Here is a 19,432-nt window from a genome sequence, read left to right on the forward strand (position 1 = left end):
CTCCCGATATGGCCTCTCGCAAGAGCCCCTCCCGAAAGTCCCCCGCACGTCCGGCGAAGCGCGCCGGCGGCAAGGCCCCCGTTGCCCGCAAGGCTTCGTCCGCGCGCAAGGCCTCGCCGAAGCGTGGCGCGCCACGCGCCACGACGAGCGCCCTCACGCTTCCCACGCTGCACGAAAGCACCACGTCCAGTGGCCTGAAGGTCATCGCCGCCGAGCGCGGCCCCCTGCCCATGGTGTCCGTGCGACTGGTGATTCGCGCGGGCAGCGCCACCGATCCGGATGGCAAGCACGGCCTGGCGGACTTCACCGCCCGGCTGCTGCGCCGGGGCACCCGCCGGCTGAACGCGCAGGCCATCGACGAAGCGGTGGAGTTCGTCGGTGCCAGCCTGGGCGTGGGTGTGAGTGAAGACACGCTGTCGGTGGCCCTCACTACGCCGTCCGAGCATTTCGTGCCGATGCTCGGCATCCTGGGCCAGTTGGTGCGCGAGCCCACGTTCCCGCAGTCCGAAGTGGACGATGCGCGCGAGCGCGAGCTGGCGCAGTTCGCCAATGACCTGGACGACCCGTCCATCATCGCCGACCGAGCCATGGTCCGCGCGCTCTGGGGCAACCACCCCTACGGCCATGACGTGGGCGGTTCGTCGAAGACCGTGAAGACCTTCACGCGTGATGACGTGGTTCGCTTCCACCAGGAGCGCATGGGCCCGAAGGTGTCCATGCTCATCGTGGTGGGGGCGATGGACCCGCAGCGCGTGGCGGCCGCGGCGGAAGATGCCTTCGCGGATTGGACGGGCGGGCCGGACGCGCCCGTGGCCATTCCCGCGCCGGAGCGCATTGCCCTGGGTGGGCGGGTCATCATCGTGGACAAGCCGGACCAGACGCAGTCGCAGGTGCGGCTGGGCGGCCCCGGCATGCGCATGGGCCATGAGGACTACTTCCCGGCCACGGCGATGAACATCGCCCTGGGCGGTGGATTCACCTCGCGCCTGATGAACGAGATTCGCGTCAACCGCGGCCTCACGTACGGCGTCAGCTCGTGGTTCGACTCGATGAACGCGGCCGGCGTCTTCGCGCTGTCCACCTTCACCAAGACGGAGTCCACGCGCGAAATCATCGACGTGGCGCTGGCGGAGATTGGCGGCGTCCGGGAGAAGGGGCTCAAGCCCCGCGAGCTGGCGGATGCGCAGTCCTACCTCGCCGGCCTGTACCCGCTGCGCACGGAGACGAACGAGTCCATTGCCGGAAGCATCGCCGAGGCCCGTTTGCACGGGCTGGGGGATGACTGGGTGGAGAGGTTCCGGGACCGGCTGCGCGCGGTGACGCCGAAGGAAGTCGTGGCCGCCGCGAAGAAGTACTGCTTCGCGCAGGCTCCCGCCGTGGTGGTGCTGGGCAAGGCGGACGTGGTGAAGAAGCAGCTCAAGGGCCTGGGCCCCATCACCGTGGTGCCGGCGTCGGAGTACGAGTGACGGACGTCCGCATCCTCTTCGAGGGCGGCGGCGTGCTCGTGGTGGACAAGCCGCCCGGGATGCTCGTCATTCCCGGGCGCGAAGGCGGCCCCTCGCTCCGGGAACTGCTGGAGACGCAGCGGCGCCAGAAGGTCTTCGTGGTGCACCGGTTGGATCGGGACACCTCGGGGGCCCTGGTGTTCGCACTGGACGCCGCGGTGCACCGGGCCCTGTCGGGTGCCTTCGAGACGGGGAAGGTGCGCAAGCGCTACGTGGCGCTGGTGGAGGGCCGGGTCGAAGCGCCGCAAATGGTGGATGCGCCCCTGGTGGCCGGCAGGAAGGGGCGCATGCGCGTGGCTCGGCCTGGGGATGCGGAAGCCAAGGCCTCGCGCACCCGCGTGCGGCCCGTGGAGACCTTCGAGCGTGCGTCCCTGGTGGAGGCCGAGCCTCTCACGGGGCGGACGCACCAGATTCGCGTGCACCTGCTGTCCCTGGGGCACCCGCTCCTGGTGGACCATCAGTACGGCCGCGAGGCGCCGCTGACGGAGAAGGACCTGGGCGGGGAAGGGGACTCGGTGGTGCTGTCTCGCACGCCGCTTCATGCCGCGCGTGTGGAGTGGCCTGCCCTGGCAGGTGTCGAGGCACGTGCCGTGGAGGCGCCCGTGCCCGGGGACATGGCCCGTGCCCGCGAGTTGCTGCGGGCGTCCGTCACTTCACCTTGAAGCCTAGGGCCGGTTCATGGTTCGAACCTCATGCCCAGGTACATCGCGAGCCCGCCGAGCTGACTGTCCAGCCAGGGCGTGTGCACCGGCGCCCAGGCGCCACGCGCCTCCGCCAACGCGCTCCAGCGGCCGAAGCGGTGGGCCGCTTGTAGGGCGACGAAGCCCATGCCGGAGACTCTGCTCTCTTTCACTTCGCCCTGGAAGTCGCTGGAGAGGTAGTGGTGGAAGGGGACGGGACCGGCGCCTGCCCGCCCGTGGAGGGAGAACGCGCCACGGCGGAAGAAGTCCGCGCGAACGGAGAGCAGCAGGGGCAAAGCCATCACTTGCGAGCGGACCACTCCGAGCGCCTCTACCGGGCCTCCGTACATGGCGGTGCGGGCTCCGACTTCCAGCTCCGCCGCGATCCGGTGCCTCCACCAAGGCGTGAGGACGGAGACGCCCACGCCGCCCGAGGGGCCGGTGTTGGCGCCACTCGCGATCACACCTCCCGCGAGCAGGAAGAACGAACTCCGCCAGGTGTCGACCGCCTCGGAGGCGCGCGCGGTGACGGATGTGGACAGCACGGTGACGCCAGCCTCGGTGTGTGCTGCGTGCGCCTGGTCCCGGCGGCGGACGCGCACCTTCACCCGCTTGGCTCCGGAAGCTGGAGCGACGCGAACACGCAGCACGTCCTGGGCATTGGCGCCGACGTCGGCCGAGTGGGGAGCCTCTTCAATCGGAAGCTTTTGTGCTGGCGGAGCGGAGCCGCTTCTGGCGGGGGCCGTCCGCGTTGCCGCATCTGACAGAGGCCCCGTCGTCGGCATTTCCTCAGAGGTTGGGGCCACCACCGCTGACGGAGGACGCGTCGTCGGCATGTCCTCATCGGCAGGGGCGACCACCGCGCCTTCCGCCACCACGTCGACATCACTGGCGCGCAGGGGCGCTTCGCCCGCCATCAGTAGCCAGCCTCCCTCCACCGCGGGCAGGGCAGGCGGCGTGAGCGCCGCGGCCAGCGGCGAGTCCGGCGGCGGGTCCAGTGGAACGGCTGCATCGGTGCGAAGCGTCCCTCGCGTGGCCAGCACTCGCGCCTCCCGGACGCCAGGAGGGACTTCGACAGGCACGCGAGCCTGCCCCCGGGTGTTCGCCCGAACAGGGCCGAAGCGACGATTCGCGACCTCCACCTCGACACGCGCGCCCGCCGCCGTGGCGACATCGAGCTCCGTGAGGCCCACCAGGGGCAGCCGCACCACCGTCACCAGGGGCGGCGCGTCCGCGGTGGGAGCGTCCGTCCAGAAGAGGAGCACGGCCACCTGTGGATAACGCACGGAAGGAGGCCGCCACTGGAAGAGGCGGACAGCACCACCCTCCACACGGTTCGAGGCGAAGGTGCCCGTGGATGCCGCGGCGTGGAGGGTTCCCGTGCCGGCGGGGACCTGGACCTTCAACGTCACCGGCGCATCGGTGCCGAGCACGATGCGCTCGGGCGACCAGGACACGGTGACGTCATGCTCGGCCGCCAACCCCGCCACCGGCATGGCGAGGACCATCAGGAGGGGCAGCGCGCGCAGTGTCATCGTCCGTGCCCCTCCATGATGGATGTGCGGCCCCGGTCAATCCTCCGACGCGGGGGGCGGCTCGGCGCCGTCAGCGGGCGCCGGCTCGGCGCTGTCACCGACGGGCTGGGGCTTGTCCGCGGGTCCGGTCACCTGCCGGTTGGGCGGGTTGAAGACCGGCTTCTCCACCGGGCCACCACCACGGCCGTGCACCAGCGTCTTGGTGTCGGTGCGGAAGGTGATGTCCACCTTGTCGCCGCGAACGGCCGAGACGTAACCCGTGCCAAAGGTGGGATGCTGAATGACCTGATCCACCTTGTACGTGTCCTTCGGGCTGTAGCGGGGCGCGTTGGCGACATCCTTGCCAGCGAGCTGCTCCTCGAAGGAGATGATGATCTTCTCCGCCTTCGCGGACGCGCTCGAGCTGCTGGAGGACGTGCGCGTGGTGCGGGTGGTGCTGGACGAGGGGCGATCCGTCGCGCCAGGCGCCCCGCGATAAGCGTGATCTCCGCCACACGTGTTGCAGCGCACCCGAGCAATCTTCGTTCCCACCATCGCCAGGATGGTGTGCGCGAGAGTGAGCTTGCAGCGGGTACAAAGCGCATCCACCTCGCCGCCGACCTTATGAGTTGCCATGTTCGTTCGTCTATTTCTCTGCCCTGCGGGGGACGCCGCCGGGCATGGGAGTAAAGGGGCGCGGAACATAACGGCATCGCTTCCAAGGGAGGAAGTGTCTTCGTCGCTTGCCTCCCCGGGCCTTGTGCCGGCCACCGGGCCGCCATAAAGAGTAGCCCCGAACGCATGACCACGCAGACCCCCAGCAAGCCGGCACGCGAGCCCGGGCCCTTCACCCAGGCCGTCACGCGCTTTGGCCAGGGCCTCATCGACATCGTCAGCACCCTGGGCGGCATCATCACCATGGGGCTGGACGTGTTCCGCTGGAGCGTGCGGCGCCCCTTTCGGCTGGTCAACCTCTTCGCGCAGCTGGACTTCGTGGGCGTGGGGTCCATCTTCATCGTGTCGCTCACCGGCACGTTCACCGGCATGGTCTTCGCGCTGCAGACGTCCACCGCCTTTCGGCTCTTCGACGCGGAGAGCCTGGTGGGTCCCACGGTGGCTCTGACGCTCACCCGCGAGCTGGCGGCCGTGTTCTCCGCGCTGATGGTGACCATGCGCGCAGGTTCTGCCATGTGCACCGAGCTGGGCACCATGCGCGTCACCGAGCAGGTGGACGCGCTGGAGACCATGGCCGTCAACCCGGTGCAGTACCTGCTGGTTCCCCGGGTGCTGGCCGGCCTCTTCATGGTGCCGGCGCTCACCATGCTCTTCAACACCATGGGCATGGGCGGGGCCTACGTGGTGGCCGTCGGGGGCCTAGGCATCTCCCCCGGAACCTTCCTCACCCGGACGCAGCAGTGGCTGGCGCCCGAGGACATCTTCCAGGGCCTGCTCAAGGGCGCCGTGTTCGGCCTGGCGGTGTCCCTCATCTGCTGCTTCAAGGGCTTCAACGCCTCGGGCGGCGCCAAGGGCGTGGGGCAGGCCACCACGGAGGCGATGGTGGCCAGCGCCCTGTCCATCTTCATCCTCGACTTCATCCTGGGCGTCCTCTTCTTCTGATGTCGCCCCCGGCCTCCAACGCTCCGGCGTCCGGCACGCCGATGATCCAGGTGGTCGACCTGCACAAGACGTTCGGCGACCACAAGGTGCTCACCGGCATCAACCTCACCGTGCCGGCCGGCAGCACCTGCGTCATCCTGGGCGGCTCAGGCTCCGGCAAGACGGTGCTGATGAAGCACATGATTGGCCTGCTCAAGCCGGACCGCGGCCAGGTCATCGTCGACGGGGAGGACATCGTCCCCATGAGCGTCGAGTCGCTTCAGAGGGTGCGCAACAAGTTTGGCATGGTGTTCCAGGCCGCCGCGCTGTTCGACTCGATGACCGTCTTCGAGAACGTGGCCTTCCCGCTGCGGGAGCACACGAAGGATCCGGAGGACGTCATCCGCCAGAAGGTCCGTGCGCGCTTGGACCTGATGGGCCTGAAGAAGGACGTCGAGGACCGGTTCCCCGCGGACCTGTCCGGCGGCATGCGCAAGCGGGTGGGCCTGGCGCGGGCCATCGTCATGGACCCGAAGGTGGTCCTCTATGACGAGCCGACCACCGGCCTGGACCCCATCACTACGGACTACGTGGACGAGATGATCCTGGCCGCGCAGAAGGAACTGGGCGTCACCAGCGTGGTCATCAGCCATGACATCTCCTCCGCCTTCAACGTGGCGGACCAGATTGCCTTCCTCTCCAAGGGCGTCATCGTGGCCAGCGGTTCGCCGGAGCAACTCCGCGAGGCGGATCACCCCGCGGTGAAGGTGTTCCTGGAGACCTGGTTCGGGAAGAACTGACCGGGGCGCGGGGCGGCGGGAGGGCGGGGGGCCATAGGAAAATGTGGCACTCGGAATGCAAAACGTTAGAGTCGCGCCGGCCGGTCGCGCTCGGAGTCACATCAGGTGAAGAAGCTCGTCACGCCCTTCCGTGTGGGCCTGCTGGTCATCGCGGCGGGGGCTTTTTTCGTCACCTTCGTCCTGTTCGCTCGCAAAGGTGGTTTGAGCGACAGCGAATCCACGAGGGTGTGGGCCTATTTCCGGGATGCGTCCGGCCTGGCCGTGCGTGGGCGCGTGCAGATCGCCGGTATCCCGGTGGGCGAAATCGACGACATCTCGCTCGAGGGGACCCGGGCGAAGGTCTGGTTGAAGATCCGTAACGACGTGGACCTGCGCGAGGACGCCGTCGTCACCAAGCGCTCCGAATCGCTGCTGGGTGACTACCTGCTGGACCTGAACCCCGGCACGGAGGGCGCCCCCAGCCTGGAGACGGGTGGGCAGATCCGCCGCGTCGTCGACACCCAGGGCATGGAGGCCGTCTTCGAGTCGCTGTCGCAGATCACCGCCGACATCCAGGAGGTGACGGGGGCGCTGCGGGAAGTGCTCGGCGGTGAGCGGGGTGCGGGGTCGCTCCAGCGCATCGTGGAGAACCTGGTGCGGCTGTCGGACTCCGTGGATGCCACGGTCCGCCGCAACGCGGACCGCCTGGACACCATCGTCGGCAACGTCGAGGCCATCTCCGCGGACGTGCGCGGCATCACCCAGGGCAACCAGGCGGAAATCACCCGCATCATCGACAACATCGAGTTCATCACCCGCGACGTGCGCCAGGTGCTCGGCAGCGTGAAGAACATCGTGGGCACGGGTGAAGGCGACGTGAAGGAGACCGTCGCCAGCCTCAAGGAAACGCTCAAGAAGCTGGACGGCACGCTGGGCAACCTGGAGGAGATCACCCGCAAGGTGAAGGACGGGGAGGGCGCCGCCGGCGTGCTCCTGGCCGACGAGGCCGTGGGCCGCGAGCTCCGCGAGACGGTGCAGGACGTGTCGCGCTTCGCTTCCCGCCTGACCGACCTCCAGGCGGAGATTGGCATCCAGAGCACCTACCTGGCCGCGCAGGGAAATTCGAAGAACGTCTTCTCCGTGCGGCTCATCCCCAAGCCGGACAAGTACTACCTGCTGGAGCTGGTGGACGACCCTCGCGGCAGCGTGACGACGGAGGTGTTGCAGACGAACCCGCCGTCCGAGGGCGACCCCGTCGTTCAGACGCGGAAGGTGACGAAGGAGAGCCTCAAGGTCAGCGCGCAGTTCGCCAAGCGCTGGTACTTCACCACCCTGCGCGTGGGCCTCATCGAGTCCACCGGCGGCGTGGGCGCCGACCTGCACTTCTTCAACGACGCGCTCCGGTTCCAGGTGGATGCCTTCAACTTCGCGGACGACGAGCTGCGCTACCCCCGCCTGCGCGCCAGCCTGCGCGCCCAGCCGCTCGATCACCTCTATTTGATCGCGGGTATGGACGACATGCTCAACGCGCAGCAGCGGGACCTGGCGACGCGGCGCCTGGTGGCGGGCCGCGACTTCTTCGTGGGCGGCGGCCTGTTCTTCACGGACGATGATCTGAAGGCCATCCTCACCTTGACAGGCATTCCGACGCCCTGAACCCACCGCTCGGCGCTTGACGGAAAACGGGAAACGACGTACCCGGCATGGGCACGGGGCCCAGGGGAGCGCCGTGCCTGATTTCACGGCATCTCCCCCCAGGAAGCTCGCATGTCCCTGCTCGTCGTCGGCTCCGTTGCCCTGGACTCAGTGGAAACCCCCTTCGGCCAGAAGGAGGACATCCTCGGGGGCTCGGCCACCTACTTCTCTACGTCGGCCTCGTTCTTCAGCCCCGCGCGTGTCGTGGCGGTGGTGGGCGAGGACTTCCCCGAAGGGCACCTCAACTTCCTTCGCGGACGGGGAATCGACCTGGAGGGCCTCACCCGGGAGACGGGCCGCACCTTCCGCTGGAAGGGCCGCTACAGCTACGAGCTGAACGAGGCGCAGACGCTGGACACCCAGCTCAACGTCTTCCAGGCCTTCTCCCCGAAGCTGCCGGAGTCGTACCGGGATACGCCCTATGTCTTCCTGGGCAACATCCACCCGGAACTCCAGGCGCAGGTGCTGGACCAGGTGAAGGCGCCGAAGCTGGTGGCCGCCGACACCATGAACTTCTGGATCAAGGGCAGCCGGGCCGCGCTGCTCAAGACGCTCTCCCGCGTCAACCTCCTGTTCGTCAACGACGCGGAGGCCCGTCAGCTGGCCGGCGAGCACAACGTGGTGAAGGCCGCTCGCGCCATCATGGCCATGGGCCCGCAGCGCGTGGTCATCAAGCGCGGTGAGTACGGCGCGCTCCTCTTCGAGGCCGAGCACATCTTCGCGTGTCCCGCCTTCCCCCTGGCCGAGGTCTTCGACCCCACCGGCGCGGGGGACACCTTCGCCGGCGGCTTCATGGGCGCCCTGGCCACCTCCAATGGTGTGTTGGACCAGGCGTTGCTGCGCCGCGCCATGGTGATGGGCAGTGTCATGGCCTCCTTCACGGTGGAGAAGTTCAGCCTGGAGCGCCTGCGCGAGGTGACGCGGCCGGAGATCCACGCCCGCTTCGCCGAGTTCCGGAAGCTGACCCACTTCGACGACCTGGGCCCCCTGGAGCGATGAGGCCGTGGGCAAGGGTGGGGCGCTCCACCACCCTCGAACTTGACTGCGGAATCAGGCCGTCCCTAGGCTGTGGATTCGGGTGACGGAAGAAGGTTCCGGGTTGAGCGAAAACCGAAAGTCCACGCGGATTCCCACCCAGCTTCGGTGCTGGTGCGAGGGTGACAACGTCACGCTCTATGCGCGAATCTCGAATTTGAGCGAGGGAGGGCTGTTCCTCCGCACGAGCACGCCCCTGGCACGAGGGGCGCGTACGGTGGTGAAGCTGTCCCCCGCGGGCCATCAGGACATCCAGGCCCAGGCCACGGTGGTGTGGCTTCGGGAGGCGGAGGAACGAGCGCTTCCCGCGGGCATGGGGTTGCGTTTCGAGTCCCTGGACAGCGATACCCTGGGACGGCTTCGCCAGATGATTTCGCAGCAGCAGCAGAACCAGGTGAAGGCCGGCTGGGCGGGTTGAGCCCACGCCACCGGACCGAGGCCCCGCATGCGTATCGCCGTCATTTCCGACATCCACTCCAACATCGAGGCGCTCACCGAGGTGCTCCGCGTCGCCGAGCACCAGAAGGTGGACCGGTTCGTCTCGCTGGGGGACATCGTCGGTTACGGGGCGTCGCCCAACCCGTGTTGTGAGTTGGTGCGCTCGGTGGCGGAAGTGACGCTGCTGGGCAACCACGACGCGGCGGTGGCGGGGCGGATGGACTATTCGTACTACTACGACGCCGCCCGGCACGCGCTGGACTGGTCCGCCAACGTCCTCACGGACGAGAACATGGCCTGGCTGCGCAGTCTCCCGTACACGTACCGGATTGGCGACGTGGGCTTCTGCCATGGTTCGCCCATCGACCCGAAGGCGTACGAGTACATCTTCGCGCTGGAGCAGGCCCGGGAGCTGACGCCCTACGTGGCGGAGTTGCCGGAGGTGACGTTCATCGGCCACAGCCACCTGTGCCGCGCCTTCGCCATTGGCAATGGCGAGGTGAACGACGTGGTGGCCCAGAAGTTCGGCATCCGCCGGGGCTACAAGTACATCATCTCCGTGGGCAGCGTGGGGCAGCCGCGCGACTACGACAACCGGGCGTGTTTCGTCATCTGCGACACGGACGCGCGCACGGTGGAGTACATCCGCGTCGAGTACGACATCGAGACGTCGGCGCAGAAGATCTTCGACGCGGACCTGGCGCTGAACTTCGGCAAGCGCCTGTTCCTGGGCGTCTGAGGCCCGTTCCGGGGCACAAAAGGCGGACAGGCGCGGGGAAATGACATAAACCCGTGTCGTGCGCACCCTGGTCCTCCGAGCGTCCCTCAGGCCCCTCGTGGGCGTCGTCTCCGCAGTGCTGCTCACGCTGGCGCCCACCGCCTGCCGCCGCGAGCCTCCCGCCCCTTCCGCCGAGTACGAAGAGGCCGCCCGCCGCTTCCGCGAGCTGTATGCGCAGAAGCTGGATGACGCCTTCCTGGATCCGCAGGTGGGAGAAATCGAGGCAAAGCTCCAGCGCGTCCCCGCGGACAGCCTGGACGCCGAGGGCGCCCGCGAACTGCTCCAGCGCATCAAGGACGGACGGAACCGGATGGCGGCGGCCGCCAACGAGCGGGACGAGGCCGTGGCCAGCGCGCGGGAGCTGCCGCCGGGCTCGTACTCCGCGCCGTCCACCGAGGAGTCGGCGCGTCCCTCGGCTCCGGTGGAAGCGCCGGATGCCGGGCCTCCGGATGCCGGTGCTGGCGGTGGCCCCCAGGCTGGCACGGCCGCGTCCGAGCTGGTGGCGGGCTTCCGGGGGTGCTTCCAGCGGGGCACCCCCATCGATGTGCAGGGACGGGGCATGCGGGAGACCTGGCAGCTCGCCGACCGCACCGCCTGTCGCCTGGAGTACCCCCAGCATCAGGATTCATTCCTCCTGATTGAAGAGGGGAAGGTCCTCACGCTGTTACCCAAGAGTGCCGTGCAGACCGTCCCCGTCACTCCCGACGGCGGTCCGGCACCCGCGACCGACGCCGGTCGCTAGAACCGATTCGCCGATATGAACGACCAGACTTTCATGAAGTTGATGCAGGTGTTGCCCAAGTCCGCGCTCTCCACCGTGGTGGGGATGGCCACGCGACTGCCCGTGCCCGCGCCGGTGCATCAGGCCGCCATGCGCGCCTTCGCCAAGGCCTACAACGTGGACATGGAAGAGGCCGAGCACTCCTTCGACCACTACCCGACCTTCGCCCAGTTCTTCACCCGGGGCCTGAAGCCCGGCCTGCGTCCGGTGGACGCGGGGGAGAAGGTGGTGGTGTCCCCGGTGGATGGCCGCGTGTCCCAGGTGGGCTATTCGGATTACGGGCGCTGCCTGCAGGCCAAGGGCATCGAGTACACGGTGGACGAGCTGCTGGGGGACTCCGAGGCCGCCAAGCCCTTCCACGGCGGCGCCTGGACGACCATCTACCTGTCGCCGCGCGACTACCACCGCATCCACGCGCCGCTGGGCGGCACGATTACGGGCTACGCGTACATCCCTGGTGAGTTCTGGCCGGTGAACCCCGCGTCGGTGAAGAACAAGCAGTCCCTGTTCTGCGTCAACGAGCGGCTGGTGACCTACCTGGACACCGTGGCGGGCAAGTGCGCGGTGGTGAAGGTGGGAGCCACCTGCGTGTCGCGCATCAAGGCGGCCTACGACGAGGTGACGACGCACACCGGGCAGCCCGGCAAGGTGCACCGCTACGGCGCGGCCATGCCGGTGGAGAAGGGTGGGGAGCTGGGCCGCTTCGAGATGGGCTCCACCGTCATCCTCCTGTTCGAGCCCAAGCGCGTCACCTGGGACGACAGCCTCCAGGAGGAAGCCGTGGTTCGGCTGGGCAAGCGAATCGGAGCCATCACGTGAGTCAGAAGGTCGCGGGCGTCAAGGGCATGAACGATCTCCTCCCTGGGGAGATCGAGATCTGGCAGCACGTGGAGGGGCTGGCCCGCGAGCTGTTCGGCCGCTTCGGCTACGGTGAGATCCGCACGCCCATGGTGGAGGACACCGCCCTGTTCGTGCGCAGCGTGGGCGAGGAGACCGACATCGTCGGGAAGGAGATGTACACCTTCAACGACAAGGCGGACCGCAGCCTGTCCCTGCGCCCGGAAGGCACCGCGCCCGCGGCGCGCGCGTACATCGAGCACTCCATCGCCAACCAGGAGCCGCTCACCCGCTGGTTCTACACAGGGCCCATGTTCCGCTACGAGCGGATGAAGACGGGCCGCTACCGCCAGTTCTATCAAATCGGCGCGGAGGCCTACGGCGCGAAGGAAGGCGCCCAGGACGTCGAGATGATGGACATGGTGGTGCAGTTCCTGGAGCGGCTGGGGCTCAAGGACATCACCCTGAACATCAACTCGCTGGGGGACGAGGCCTGCCGGCCCGCGTACCACACGAAGTTGGTGGAGTACCTCCAGGCCCACCGCGAGGAGCTGTGCGCGGACTGCCAGAAGCGCATGGAGAAGAACCCCCTGCGCGTCCTGGACTGCAAGAACGAGAAGTGCCAGGCCATCGCCGCGGCCGGACCCAACGTGCTGGAGTCCCTGTGCGAGCCCTGCCGCGCGCACTTCGACGACGTGCAGCGGAAGCTGACGGCGCTGGGTATCCGGCACGTCGTGAATCCACGCATGGTGCGTGGGTTGGACTACTACACGCGCACCGTCTTCGAGTTCATCGCCTCGCACCCCGCGCTGGGCACCGCCAGCACCGTGGGCGCCGGTGGCCGCTATGACAAGCTGGTGAAGAGCCTGGGCGGGCCGGACGCGCCCGCGGTGGGCTTCGCCTGCGGCCTGGACCGGCTGGTGCTGCTGCTGAAGGAGAGCGGCCAGCAGTTCGCCGTGCGCCCGGACGTCTTCGTCGCGGTGGCGGACGCGGGCTCGCACGATGCCGCCCTGGTGCTGGCCAGCCGCCTGCGCCGGGAGGGGCTGCGCGTGGAGTTCGATACCCGCGGAGGCAGCCTCAAGAGCCAGATGAAGCGCGCGGACAAGAGCGGCGCGGACTTCACCCTGGTGCTGGGCGAGGTCGAGCGCACCAGCGGCCATGCGAAGCTGAAGCCCATGGCCGGAGGCGAGCCCATCCCCGTCGCGCTCGACGAGGTCGCCAGGGTGGTGCGGGAGCGGAAGGCCGTTCCGGCATAGCGGCTTGTGGGGTCGAGAACAGTATTCCGGGCGGTTCTTGCCAAGTCTGAGAAACTGAGGTAGGCGCGTAACCCCTGATAAACGTTGGGTTATTGGGTCGGCGGGAACTCGCGGGCGCAGGTCGGGTCGGCTAGACTGACCTGCGATGCCGCGCGACACTTCCACCCCCGTTGTGCCTCCGGCCCTGAGCTGGGTCCCCGTCCACGGGGACAGCATGTGGCCATCGCTGCGCTCGGGCGACCATGCCGGCGTGGAGCCGTTGGAGGGGGCTCCACGACCTGGTGACGTCCTGCTGGCGCACTTCGACCATGCCCTGGTGCTGCACCGACTGCGGCGGTGGGAGGCCGGAGCGGTGGCGCTGCGAGGCGACAACTCGCCCCAGGAGGATCCACCGCTGGCGCCGACGCGCGTGCTGGGGCGGGTGCGCCGCGTCCGCCGGGGAGGCGTCGTCCTGGAGACGGGGTGGGACCGGGGTCCCCGGTGGCTGGGCCGGCTGCGGGTGGCCGTGAAGTGGCGCCTGGCGGCGTTGCTGGGCCGGGGAGGTGCGCGATGAGCGCGGAATTCGCGGCGGACCATGCGCCGCGCTGGCGCGAGGGCGTCTCCGGCCAGCGCTTCGGCTCGGACTTCATCGTCCTGGATGCCGAGGGCAACACCCTGCGTGGGCTCAACGGAACGGCCATTGAAATCTGGGAACTGTGCGACGGGACGCGCACGGCGCGGGCCCTGGTTGAGCAGGTGGCCCAGCGTCACGGATGGGACGTGGAGCAGGTGCTGACCGACACGCTCAAGTTCTTCTCGGAGCTGACCCGGCTGGGGCTCATCGACGAGTTGGAGGAGGCGCGGTGATGCGGACGCGTTTGGCGCTCCTGGCGGCGGCGGTGATGCTGGCCTCGTGCACGGAGGGCGTGGCGCCCTATGCCCCCGTTCATGCGCCCCCGGCGCAGGAGCCGGTGGCGCCCACGGACGTGTTGCCCCCGCGCGAGGGTTCGGAGGCCAGGCCGCCGCCCGCGCCGGTGGAGGAGCCGGAAGTGCCTCCGCCTCCGCCGCCCGTGGTGCCGCGGGGCTCGGCCACCGTCATTGACCTGGGAGAGGGGCGCCGGGGCTTGCTGTCGGTGGAGCAGGTGGACGTGGACCTGACGGTGAGCGGCGTGCGTGGCCGGCACACGGTGTCAGTGGAGTTCGTGCCGCCTTCCGGGCTGCCGTATGAGCGCCGCTCGGCGGAGGTGGATTCACGCGTGGACGAGTCGCGCACGGTGCGCTTCTCCCTGCCCGTGGCCGGCACCGCCGTGGCGACGTCCGGCATGAGCGGGACGTGGCAGGCCCGGTTCTTCCTCGATGGGGCGCCGCTGACGGCGGCTTCCTTCACCCTGGATCCGTGAGGGCTCCATTCATGCGTCCGTTCTCCGCTCCCCTCGTCGCCGCCGCCGCGCTCCTGGCGCCCTCGCTGGGGTGGGCGCAGTCGATGTCCCCGACCGCCGTCTTGACCACGCAGCCGCAGGGTGGGGACACCCGCGCGCGGGTGGTGATGGACGAAGCCTCCGAGCTGACGGTCGATGTCCGCAACAACACCTTCAGCTGGTCGCCGCTCTTCCGGCGCATCAACGAGGTGTGGTTCGCGCTGCCCAATGGCTACATCCCGCTCGCGTCCATCCCGCCCCCGGGATGGACGGTGGACTACATCGCCAATGAGCGGTGGGTCATCTTCTACAATCAGGACTCCTGCAACGGCAGCGGCGACTACGGCCTGGGGCAGGACGAGTCGGCCCGGTTCGTTCTTCGCGTGGTTCCACCGACGTCGAACAACGACCAGAACAACGAACGCTTCATCGCGAGTCAGACGTTCGCGCGTGACACGTGCGCGGGGGGCGACTTCACCACGTCGGTGACGACCTCGGCCGCGAGCTGGATTCGCTCCGGCCTGTACACCCAGGTGGACGTGCGTCCTCGGGTGATGGGAGTTGGCGGCGACATCGACGCGCGGATGGTGGTGGAGAACCGGACAGGCACGAACCACAACAATACCACGGTTGAGGGACCCTCCACGGGCGCGGGCGCCGTCACCTTCCAGGTGGTGGACACCGAGCCGACGCCGTTCCGCATGAACATCGCCAGCCGGAACGCGGGCGTTTATTCCGCGAGAGTGCGGACGGGCTCGGCCGGAACGCTGGTGGCGCGGGTGCGGGGCGTCAGTGGGAACGGCAACACCGTGTCGCCCGCGATGGACGCGCGGATGGTCAACGTGGGGGCGCTCCCGGTGGCCATGGACGTGGACACCGACGACGCTTTCAACAATGAGCTCGTGCGGGTGCGGCTCACGGTGACCAACCCGACCTCGACGGACACGTTCCTGAACGTGACGCCGCGCGCGCCCGTGTTCCAGGGAACGGCAGCCGCGTCGCTCGTGTCGGGGCCTGGGCCCGCGAGCGTTCCCCGGCTGGACCCGGGCGCCTCCGCGCACTTCGTCTGGACGTACCAGCTCACGGGCTCCCCGTTCGCGAACTACCGGTTCCGGGGGCAGGTGGATGCCACACGCAACGGCGCCTCTGTGACATCGAACCTGGTGGACTCGAGCCAGGGGCGCATCGTGCAGCACCGCGTGCGGACGAACATCAGCGCGGCGGCCGCCAACTCCACGAACCGGTCCGTCATCTACACCATCCAGAACCGGGGCCCCATGCCGCTGCATGAGGTCCGGCTGCTGCGGCCCGCGCTCAACTACTTCACCGTCAGCGGCGTGCTGCAGACGCCCACCGGGTGGCGCATGGCGTCCAACAACGCCACCACGGGCATCACCTGGGAGTCGACGAACGCCACGGGCATCCCGGTCAACGGCGAGCGCTCCTTCACGGTGGTGTATTCCAACTTCGGGGCGGGCGCGTCGCTGTCCGGGCCCACCACGTTCCGTCATCGCTTCCACCTCATCGACGATTACGGCGGGCCGCAGATTCGCATCGACACCCCGATGACGCTGGTGCAGGGCACCGTGCCGGACGTCAACCGTCTCACGGGCGTGGCGCGCGATGGCAGCGTGACGCTCGCCTGGGACAACCCGGCGGTGCACGGGGGCGTGCTGATTCTTCGCGCGGAGGGCGCGCCGCCGAACCTCTCTCCGACGCAGGGGCTGACCTACGCGGTGGGGGCCTATCTGGGCAACGCCCAGGTGGTGTACGCGGACGACGTTGGCGCCACCACGACGTTCACCGATACGTCCGTCACCAACGGCACCACGTACTACTACCGCGTCTTCAACTCGGATGACCTGCGGTGGTACTCGCCGGGCAACCAGCCGACGTCGCAGGCCCTGGTAGCCACGCCTCGGGCTCGCGTGGGCGCGGCGCCGCTGTGGTGTTACTCGGTGGGCCTGAATGCCTCGCAGCAGCCCATCACCGAGCTGGGCACGGGCATCTTCAGCGCCTTCAACGACTCCGTCGTCGCCAACCTCACGCAGGTCACCAATCCGTCGGCGGATGGCGCGGAGCGGTGGCGGCCTCGCCCGCTGGCGGGCCTCATTGGCAGCCGCTTCCCGGTGGTGCCGCTGCATGGCCTGTCCGGGCAGTACATCCTCGTGGGTGACCAGGGTGGCGTGGCCAGCGCGCTCAATGCCGCCACCGGCCAGGTGCTTTGGCGCTGGGACAATGGTGGCCAGCCCATTGGCACCATCCAGTCGTTCCCCGTCACGCAGCTCTTCGACTACGCGAACGCCGCGTACCGGGCCGCGCACCCCAACCGCGACCTCGTCTTCTTCGCCACGCGGCTGGCGGACGCTTCGCGCAACCGGGTGGTGGCCCTGAATGCCGCCACCGGCGCGCCGGTTTGGAGCTACCAGCCCGGGAATCTGGGCATGGTGGCGGGCGGCATGGTGGTGGACTACACCACCAACCGGCTCTTCGTGGCGACCCGCGCGCACGCGGGATCGCCGAACACGCTTCGGGTGCTGAACACGCTGACGGGTCAGGTGCTGGCCCAGCTCCCGGTGGGCGACGTGGAGCTGAGCCTGGTTCGCAATGCGTACAGCAACCTGATTCTCGTGACGGACAGCGATGGCTTCGTGCACGGCGTGGACGCCGCCACGGCGCAGCTCGTGTGGAGCCTGCCAGTCACCACGCGCCCGGCGCCGAACACGCCGGCCTTCACCAGCTTCGTGCGGCCCCAGGGCTTGGGCTTCGTGGCCAGCCTCGCGGCTGGCCGGGTGGCGCTGTACGACGTGTCGGGGCCCGCTCAGTCGCCGCCGGTGCTCCGGTGGAGCACGCCGATTGCGTCTCCCTCTGGCGCCTTCTCCTTCAATCGGAATGGCGCCGTGCGCCTCTACGTTGGCAGCTCCGACGGACAGGTCCACCAGTTGGAACTGCTGGATGGCTCCGACTCTGGTCAGGTCTCGATTGGTGGTGCGCAGCGTATCGGGACTCCCACCATCGACCACACGGTGAGCCGCCTCCACGTGGGCTCCGAAGATGGTCGCATCTGCGCGTTCCCAGTCCCGTTCCCTTGAAGAACGTCCCTTCTTCCTCGCTCGCACACCCCATGACTTCGGACGCCTTCCAGACGCCGCCCCCTCCTGACGCCGGCCCTGCCTATGAGGCGCCGGCCATTCTCTGGGAGCAGCCCTTCGTGGCACTGGCGCAGATTTCCCAGTGCAACATCCCCGGTGAGTCGGAGTGCATTCCCTGACCCTTCCGCCGGAAGGCCCCACGGCGGACGCGGCCCTCTGCCTGCGAATCGCCGGTTGGACGGGAGTTGTGGAAGTCGGCGATGCGGGCCTGCGAGACTCGCTCCGGCGCATGTTCTCCCGGTTCGTGGTGTCCCCAGCGCGACAGGGCAGTGAGGTGGCTCGGCTCGTGGCCGTGGCCCCCGCCCAGGCGCGTCCTGCCCCCGTCATTCGCGAGCTGCCACGGGTCCACCGAGCGGAGGACGGCACGCTGCGCCTGGCCGGCGAGGACTACGACGCGACGCTTTCCGCCGACGGCCTCCAGGCCCACGTTGAGGGGCAGGGACGGTTTCCCGTGGAGACGGTGCTGAAGGTGATGCTTGCCCGGGCGCTGGCTCGGCGTGGCGGGCTGCTGGTGCATGGCGTGGCGGTGGCGCACCAGGGCCGGGCCGCGCTCTTCACGGGGCACTCGGGGGCGGGGAAGAGCACGCTGGGGGGCCTGTGGGCGCAGGCGGGCGGGCAGGTGTTGTCCGATGAGTTGGTGGCCGTGTGGCCGGAGCCGGGCCGTGGGTGGCGGGCGGCGGGGACTCCCTGGAACGTGGGGCAGGCCGTCGAGGCGGAGCTGCGCGTGGTGGGGACGTTGGCGTGGGACGGCGTGTCGACGTGGGAGCCGCAGGCCGCTGGCGACGTCGGACGGATGCTGCTCGTCAATGCCCTGCTGCCCGAGGCGACGCCCGTGGGGCGGGGTGGGCTGCTTGGCGCGGCGGGACGGTTGCTGTCGGAGGTTTCGCCCGTGCGGTTGGTGTTCGCGCGTGATGCGTCCGCGGCGGCGGTGATTCAGGGAGCGTTGGCGAATGGGTGAGGGTGGAGCGCAGCGGCCACTGTTGACCGTGATTGCCGGGCCGACGGCGTCGGGGAAGACGGCGCTGGCGATTGCGCTGGCTCAGCGTGCTGGTGGCGAGATTGTCAGCGCGGACTCGCAGCAGGTGTACCGGCACTTCGATATCGGCACGGCGAAGCCCTCCTCGGAGGAGTTGGCCGCGGTGCCTCATCACCTGGTGTCCGCCGTGGACCCGATGGAGGCGTTCTCCGCTGTCGAGTACCAGCGCCGTGCGGACGCCGTCATCGCGGAGATTGCCGCACGCGGCCGGCCTGTCTTCGTCGTGGGCGGCACCGGGCTGTACTTGCGCGTGCTGCTTCACGGTGTGCTCGAGGCGCCCGGGGCCTTGCCGGAGTTGAGGGCGGAGTTGGAGGCGCTGGCGGCCGGTGAGGGGCGCGAGGCGGTGCACCGGAAGCTGGCGGAGGTGGACCCGGAGACGGCAGCGAAGCTTCCTCCGCAGGACCTGGTCCGCGTCATCCGGGCGCTGGAGATTCATGCGCAGACGGGCGTGCCTGCCTCGGCGTTCCGGAAGGCCCATGCCTTCGCGCCGGACCGTTATCCCTTCCAACTGTACGTCCTGTCGCCACCGCGCGACGTGTTGTACGGGCTCATCAACACGCGCACGCGGATGTTGTTCGAGCGTGGGCTCGTCGAGGAGACCCGCGAGCTGCTGGCGCGAGGGTACGCCGATGCGGCGCCCATGCGCAGCGTGGGCTACGTGCAGGCGCGCGCCGTCGTCGAGGGTCGGATGACGCGCGAAGAGGCCATCCACGACACCGCGCAGGAGACGCGCCGCTACGCCAAGCGGCAGTTGACGTGGTTCCGGAAGGAGCCCGGTGCTGTCTTCCTGGCTCCCCCGTACGAAGCGGCGCTTCCGCGCGGCGGCTGTTGCTCACCCTGACGGCCCAAGGGCCGGGGCGGGCGAGGGACGGAGCGGCGTCAGCGAGCGTTGTCGGCCCCAACGCGGTGGCCCATGTTCGGCGATGGATGTGCCGGGTTCCTTTGTCGCCTGC

The 19,432-nt window shown here is 69.0% G+C and carries 20 protein-coding genes; 18 read left to right on the plus strand and 2 right to left on the minus strand.

Annotation, left to right across the window (positions count from 1 at the left end):
* Window positions 1–8 precede the first annotated feature (8 nt).
* Together BHS09_RS18695 and BHS09_RS18700 are read left to right on the plus strand one after the other, a co-directional pair.
* Window positions 9–1,466, plus strand: coding sequence for a M16 family metallopeptidase (locus tag BHS09_RS18695; protein ID WP_140798495.1), 1,458 nt, complete (start codon window positions 9–11; stop codon window positions 1,464–1,466).
* On the plus strand, window positions 1,463–2,167 hold the full coding sequence (locus BHS09_RS18700) for an RluA family pseudouridine synthase (RefSeq protein ID WP_140791837.1): 705 nt from the start codon (window positions 1,463–1,465) through the stop codon (window positions 2,165–2,167). Before BHS09_RS18695 ends, BHS09_RS18700 begins: the two co-directional genes overlap by 4 nt.
* 14 nt (window positions 2,168–2,181) lie before the next feature.
* Here BHS09_RS18700 and BHS09_RS18705 read toward each other — a convergent pair whose 3' ends face one another.
* Together BHS09_RS18705 and BHS09_RS18710 are read right to left on the minus strand one after the other, a co-directional pair.
* Complete coding sequence (locus BHS09_RS18705; protein ID WP_140798496.1) at window positions 2,182–3,720, minus strand: hypothetical protein; 1,539 nt, start codon at window positions 3,718–3,720, stop codon at window positions 2,182–2,184.
* Between the two features lie 36 nt (window positions 3,721–3,756).
* Window positions 3,757–4,470, minus strand: a complete 714-nt coding sequence (locus tag BHS09_RS18710) for a hypothetical protein (RefSeq protein WP_140791840.1) — start codon at window positions 4,468–4,470, stop codon at window positions 3,757–3,759.
* A 30-nt stretch (window positions 4,471–4,500) separates the two neighbouring features.
* Here BHS09_RS18710 and BHS09_RS18715 point away from each other — a divergent pair, with 30 nt between their 5' ends.
* From BHS09_RS18715 to miaA, 16 genes are all read left to right on the plus strand, one after another.
* Entirely contained in the window at window positions 4,501–5,316 is an 816-nt protein-coding gene (locus tag BHS09_RS18715) for an MlaE family ABC transporter permease (RefSeq protein WP_140791842.1), read from the plus strand.
* A 41-nt stretch (window positions 5,317–5,357) separates the two neighbouring features.
* Window positions 5,358–6,095, plus strand: coding sequence for an ABC transporter ATP-binding protein (locus BHS09_RS18720; RefSeq protein WP_140800708.1), 738 nt, complete (start codon window positions 5,358–5,360; stop codon window positions 6,093–6,095).
* Between the two features lie 105 nt (window positions 6,096–6,200).
* On the plus strand, window positions 6,201–7,730 hold the full coding sequence (locus BHS09_RS18725; protein ID WP_140791843.1) for an MlaD family protein: 1,530 nt from the start codon (window positions 6,201–6,203) through the stop codon (window positions 7,728–7,730).
* A 111-nt stretch (window positions 7,731–7,841) separates the two neighbouring features.
* Window positions 7,842–8,768: a PfkB family carbohydrate kinase gene (locus BHS09_RS18730; protein ID WP_140791845.1), complete on the plus strand. Its 927-nt coding sequence runs from the start codon at window positions 7,842–7,844 to the stop codon at window positions 8,766–8,768.
* Between the two features lie 100 nt (window positions 8,769–8,868).
* Complete coding sequence (locus tag BHS09_RS18735) at window positions 8,869–9,222, plus strand: TIGR02266 family protein (RefSeq protein ID WP_217917601.1); 354 nt, start codon at window positions 8,869–8,871, stop codon at window positions 9,220–9,222.
* Window positions 9,223–9,249: 27 nt separating this feature from the next.
* On the plus strand, window positions 9,250–9,981 hold the full coding sequence (locus BHS09_RS18740) for a metallophosphoesterase family protein (RefSeq protein WP_002640070.1): 732 nt from the start codon (window positions 9,250–9,252) through the stop codon (window positions 9,979–9,981).
* A 58-nt stretch (window positions 9,982–10,039) separates the two neighbouring features.
* Complete coding sequence (locus BHS09_RS18745; RefSeq protein ID WP_140798497.1) at window positions 10,040–10,762, plus strand: hypothetical protein; 723 nt, start codon at window positions 10,040–10,042, stop codon at window positions 10,760–10,762.
* Between the two features lie 15 nt (window positions 10,763–10,777).
* Window positions 10,778–11,620 carry an archaetidylserine decarboxylase gene (gene asd, locus BHS09_RS18750; protein WP_140798498.1) on the plus strand — a complete coding sequence of 281 codons (843 nt, stop codon included), beginning with the start codon at window positions 10,778–10,780 and terminating at the stop codon, window positions 11,618–11,620.
* On the plus strand, window positions 11,617–12,894 hold the full coding sequence (hisS, locus tag BHS09_RS18755) for a histidine--tRNA ligase (protein ID WP_140791850.1): 1,278 nt from the start codon (window positions 11,617–11,619) through the stop codon (window positions 12,892–12,894). The genes asd and hisS overlap by 4 nt, the downstream gene beginning before the upstream one ends.
* Window positions 12,895–13,039: 145 nt before the next feature.
* Window positions 13,040–13,447: a S24 family peptidase gene (locus tag BHS09_RS18760; protein ID WP_140798499.1), complete on the plus strand. Its 408-nt coding sequence runs from the start codon at window positions 13,040–13,042 to the stop codon at window positions 13,445–13,447.
* Window positions 13,444–13,740 carry a PqqD family protein gene (locus BHS09_RS18765; protein WP_140798500.1) on the plus strand — a complete coding sequence of 99 codons (297 nt, stop codon included), beginning with the start codon at window positions 13,444–13,446 and terminating at the stop codon, window positions 13,738–13,740. Before BHS09_RS18760 ends, BHS09_RS18765 begins: the two co-directional genes overlap by 4 nt.
* On the plus strand, window positions 13,740–14,273 hold the full coding sequence (locus BHS09_RS18770; protein ID WP_174258829.1) for a hypothetical protein: 534 nt from the start codon (window positions 13,740–13,742) through the stop codon (window positions 14,271–14,273). The genes BHS09_RS18765 and BHS09_RS18770 overlap by 1 nt, the downstream gene beginning before the upstream one ends.
* 11 nt (window positions 14,274–14,284) lie before the next feature.
* On the plus strand, window positions 14,285–17,383 hold the full coding sequence (locus BHS09_RS18775) for an outer membrane protein assembly factor BamB family protein (protein WP_140798501.1): 3,099 nt from the start codon (window positions 14,285–14,287) through the stop codon (window positions 17,381–17,383).
* A gap of 32 nt (window positions 17,384–17,415) precedes the next feature.
* Window positions 17,416–17,562 (plus strand): hypothetical protein, encoded by a 147-nt coding sequence (locus tag BHS09_RS38865; protein WP_174258830.1) that lies wholly within the window; start codon window positions 17,416–17,418, stop codon window positions 17,560–17,562.
* A complete protein-coding gene (locus BHS09_RS18780) occupies window positions 17,550–18,401 on the plus strand; it encodes a hypothetical protein (RefSeq protein WP_140798502.1) in 852 nt (283 codons plus the stop codon). Before BHS09_RS38865 ends, BHS09_RS18780 begins: the two co-directional genes overlap by 13 nt.
* Window positions 18,394–19,320 (plus strand): tRNA (adenosine(37)-N6)-dimethylallyltransferase MiaA, encoded by a 927-nt coding sequence (gene miaA, locus BHS09_RS18785; RefSeq protein ID WP_140798503.1) that lies wholly within the window; start codon window positions 18,394–18,396, stop codon window positions 19,318–19,320. Before BHS09_RS18780 ends, miaA begins: the two co-directional genes overlap by 8 nt.
* Window positions 19,321–19,432 lie beyond the last annotated feature (112 nt).

Source organism: Myxococcus xanthus (assembly GCF_006402735.1).
GTDB classification, from domain to species: Bacteria; Myxococcota; Myxococcia; order Myxococcales; family Myxococcaceae; genus Myxococcus; species Myxococcus xanthus_A.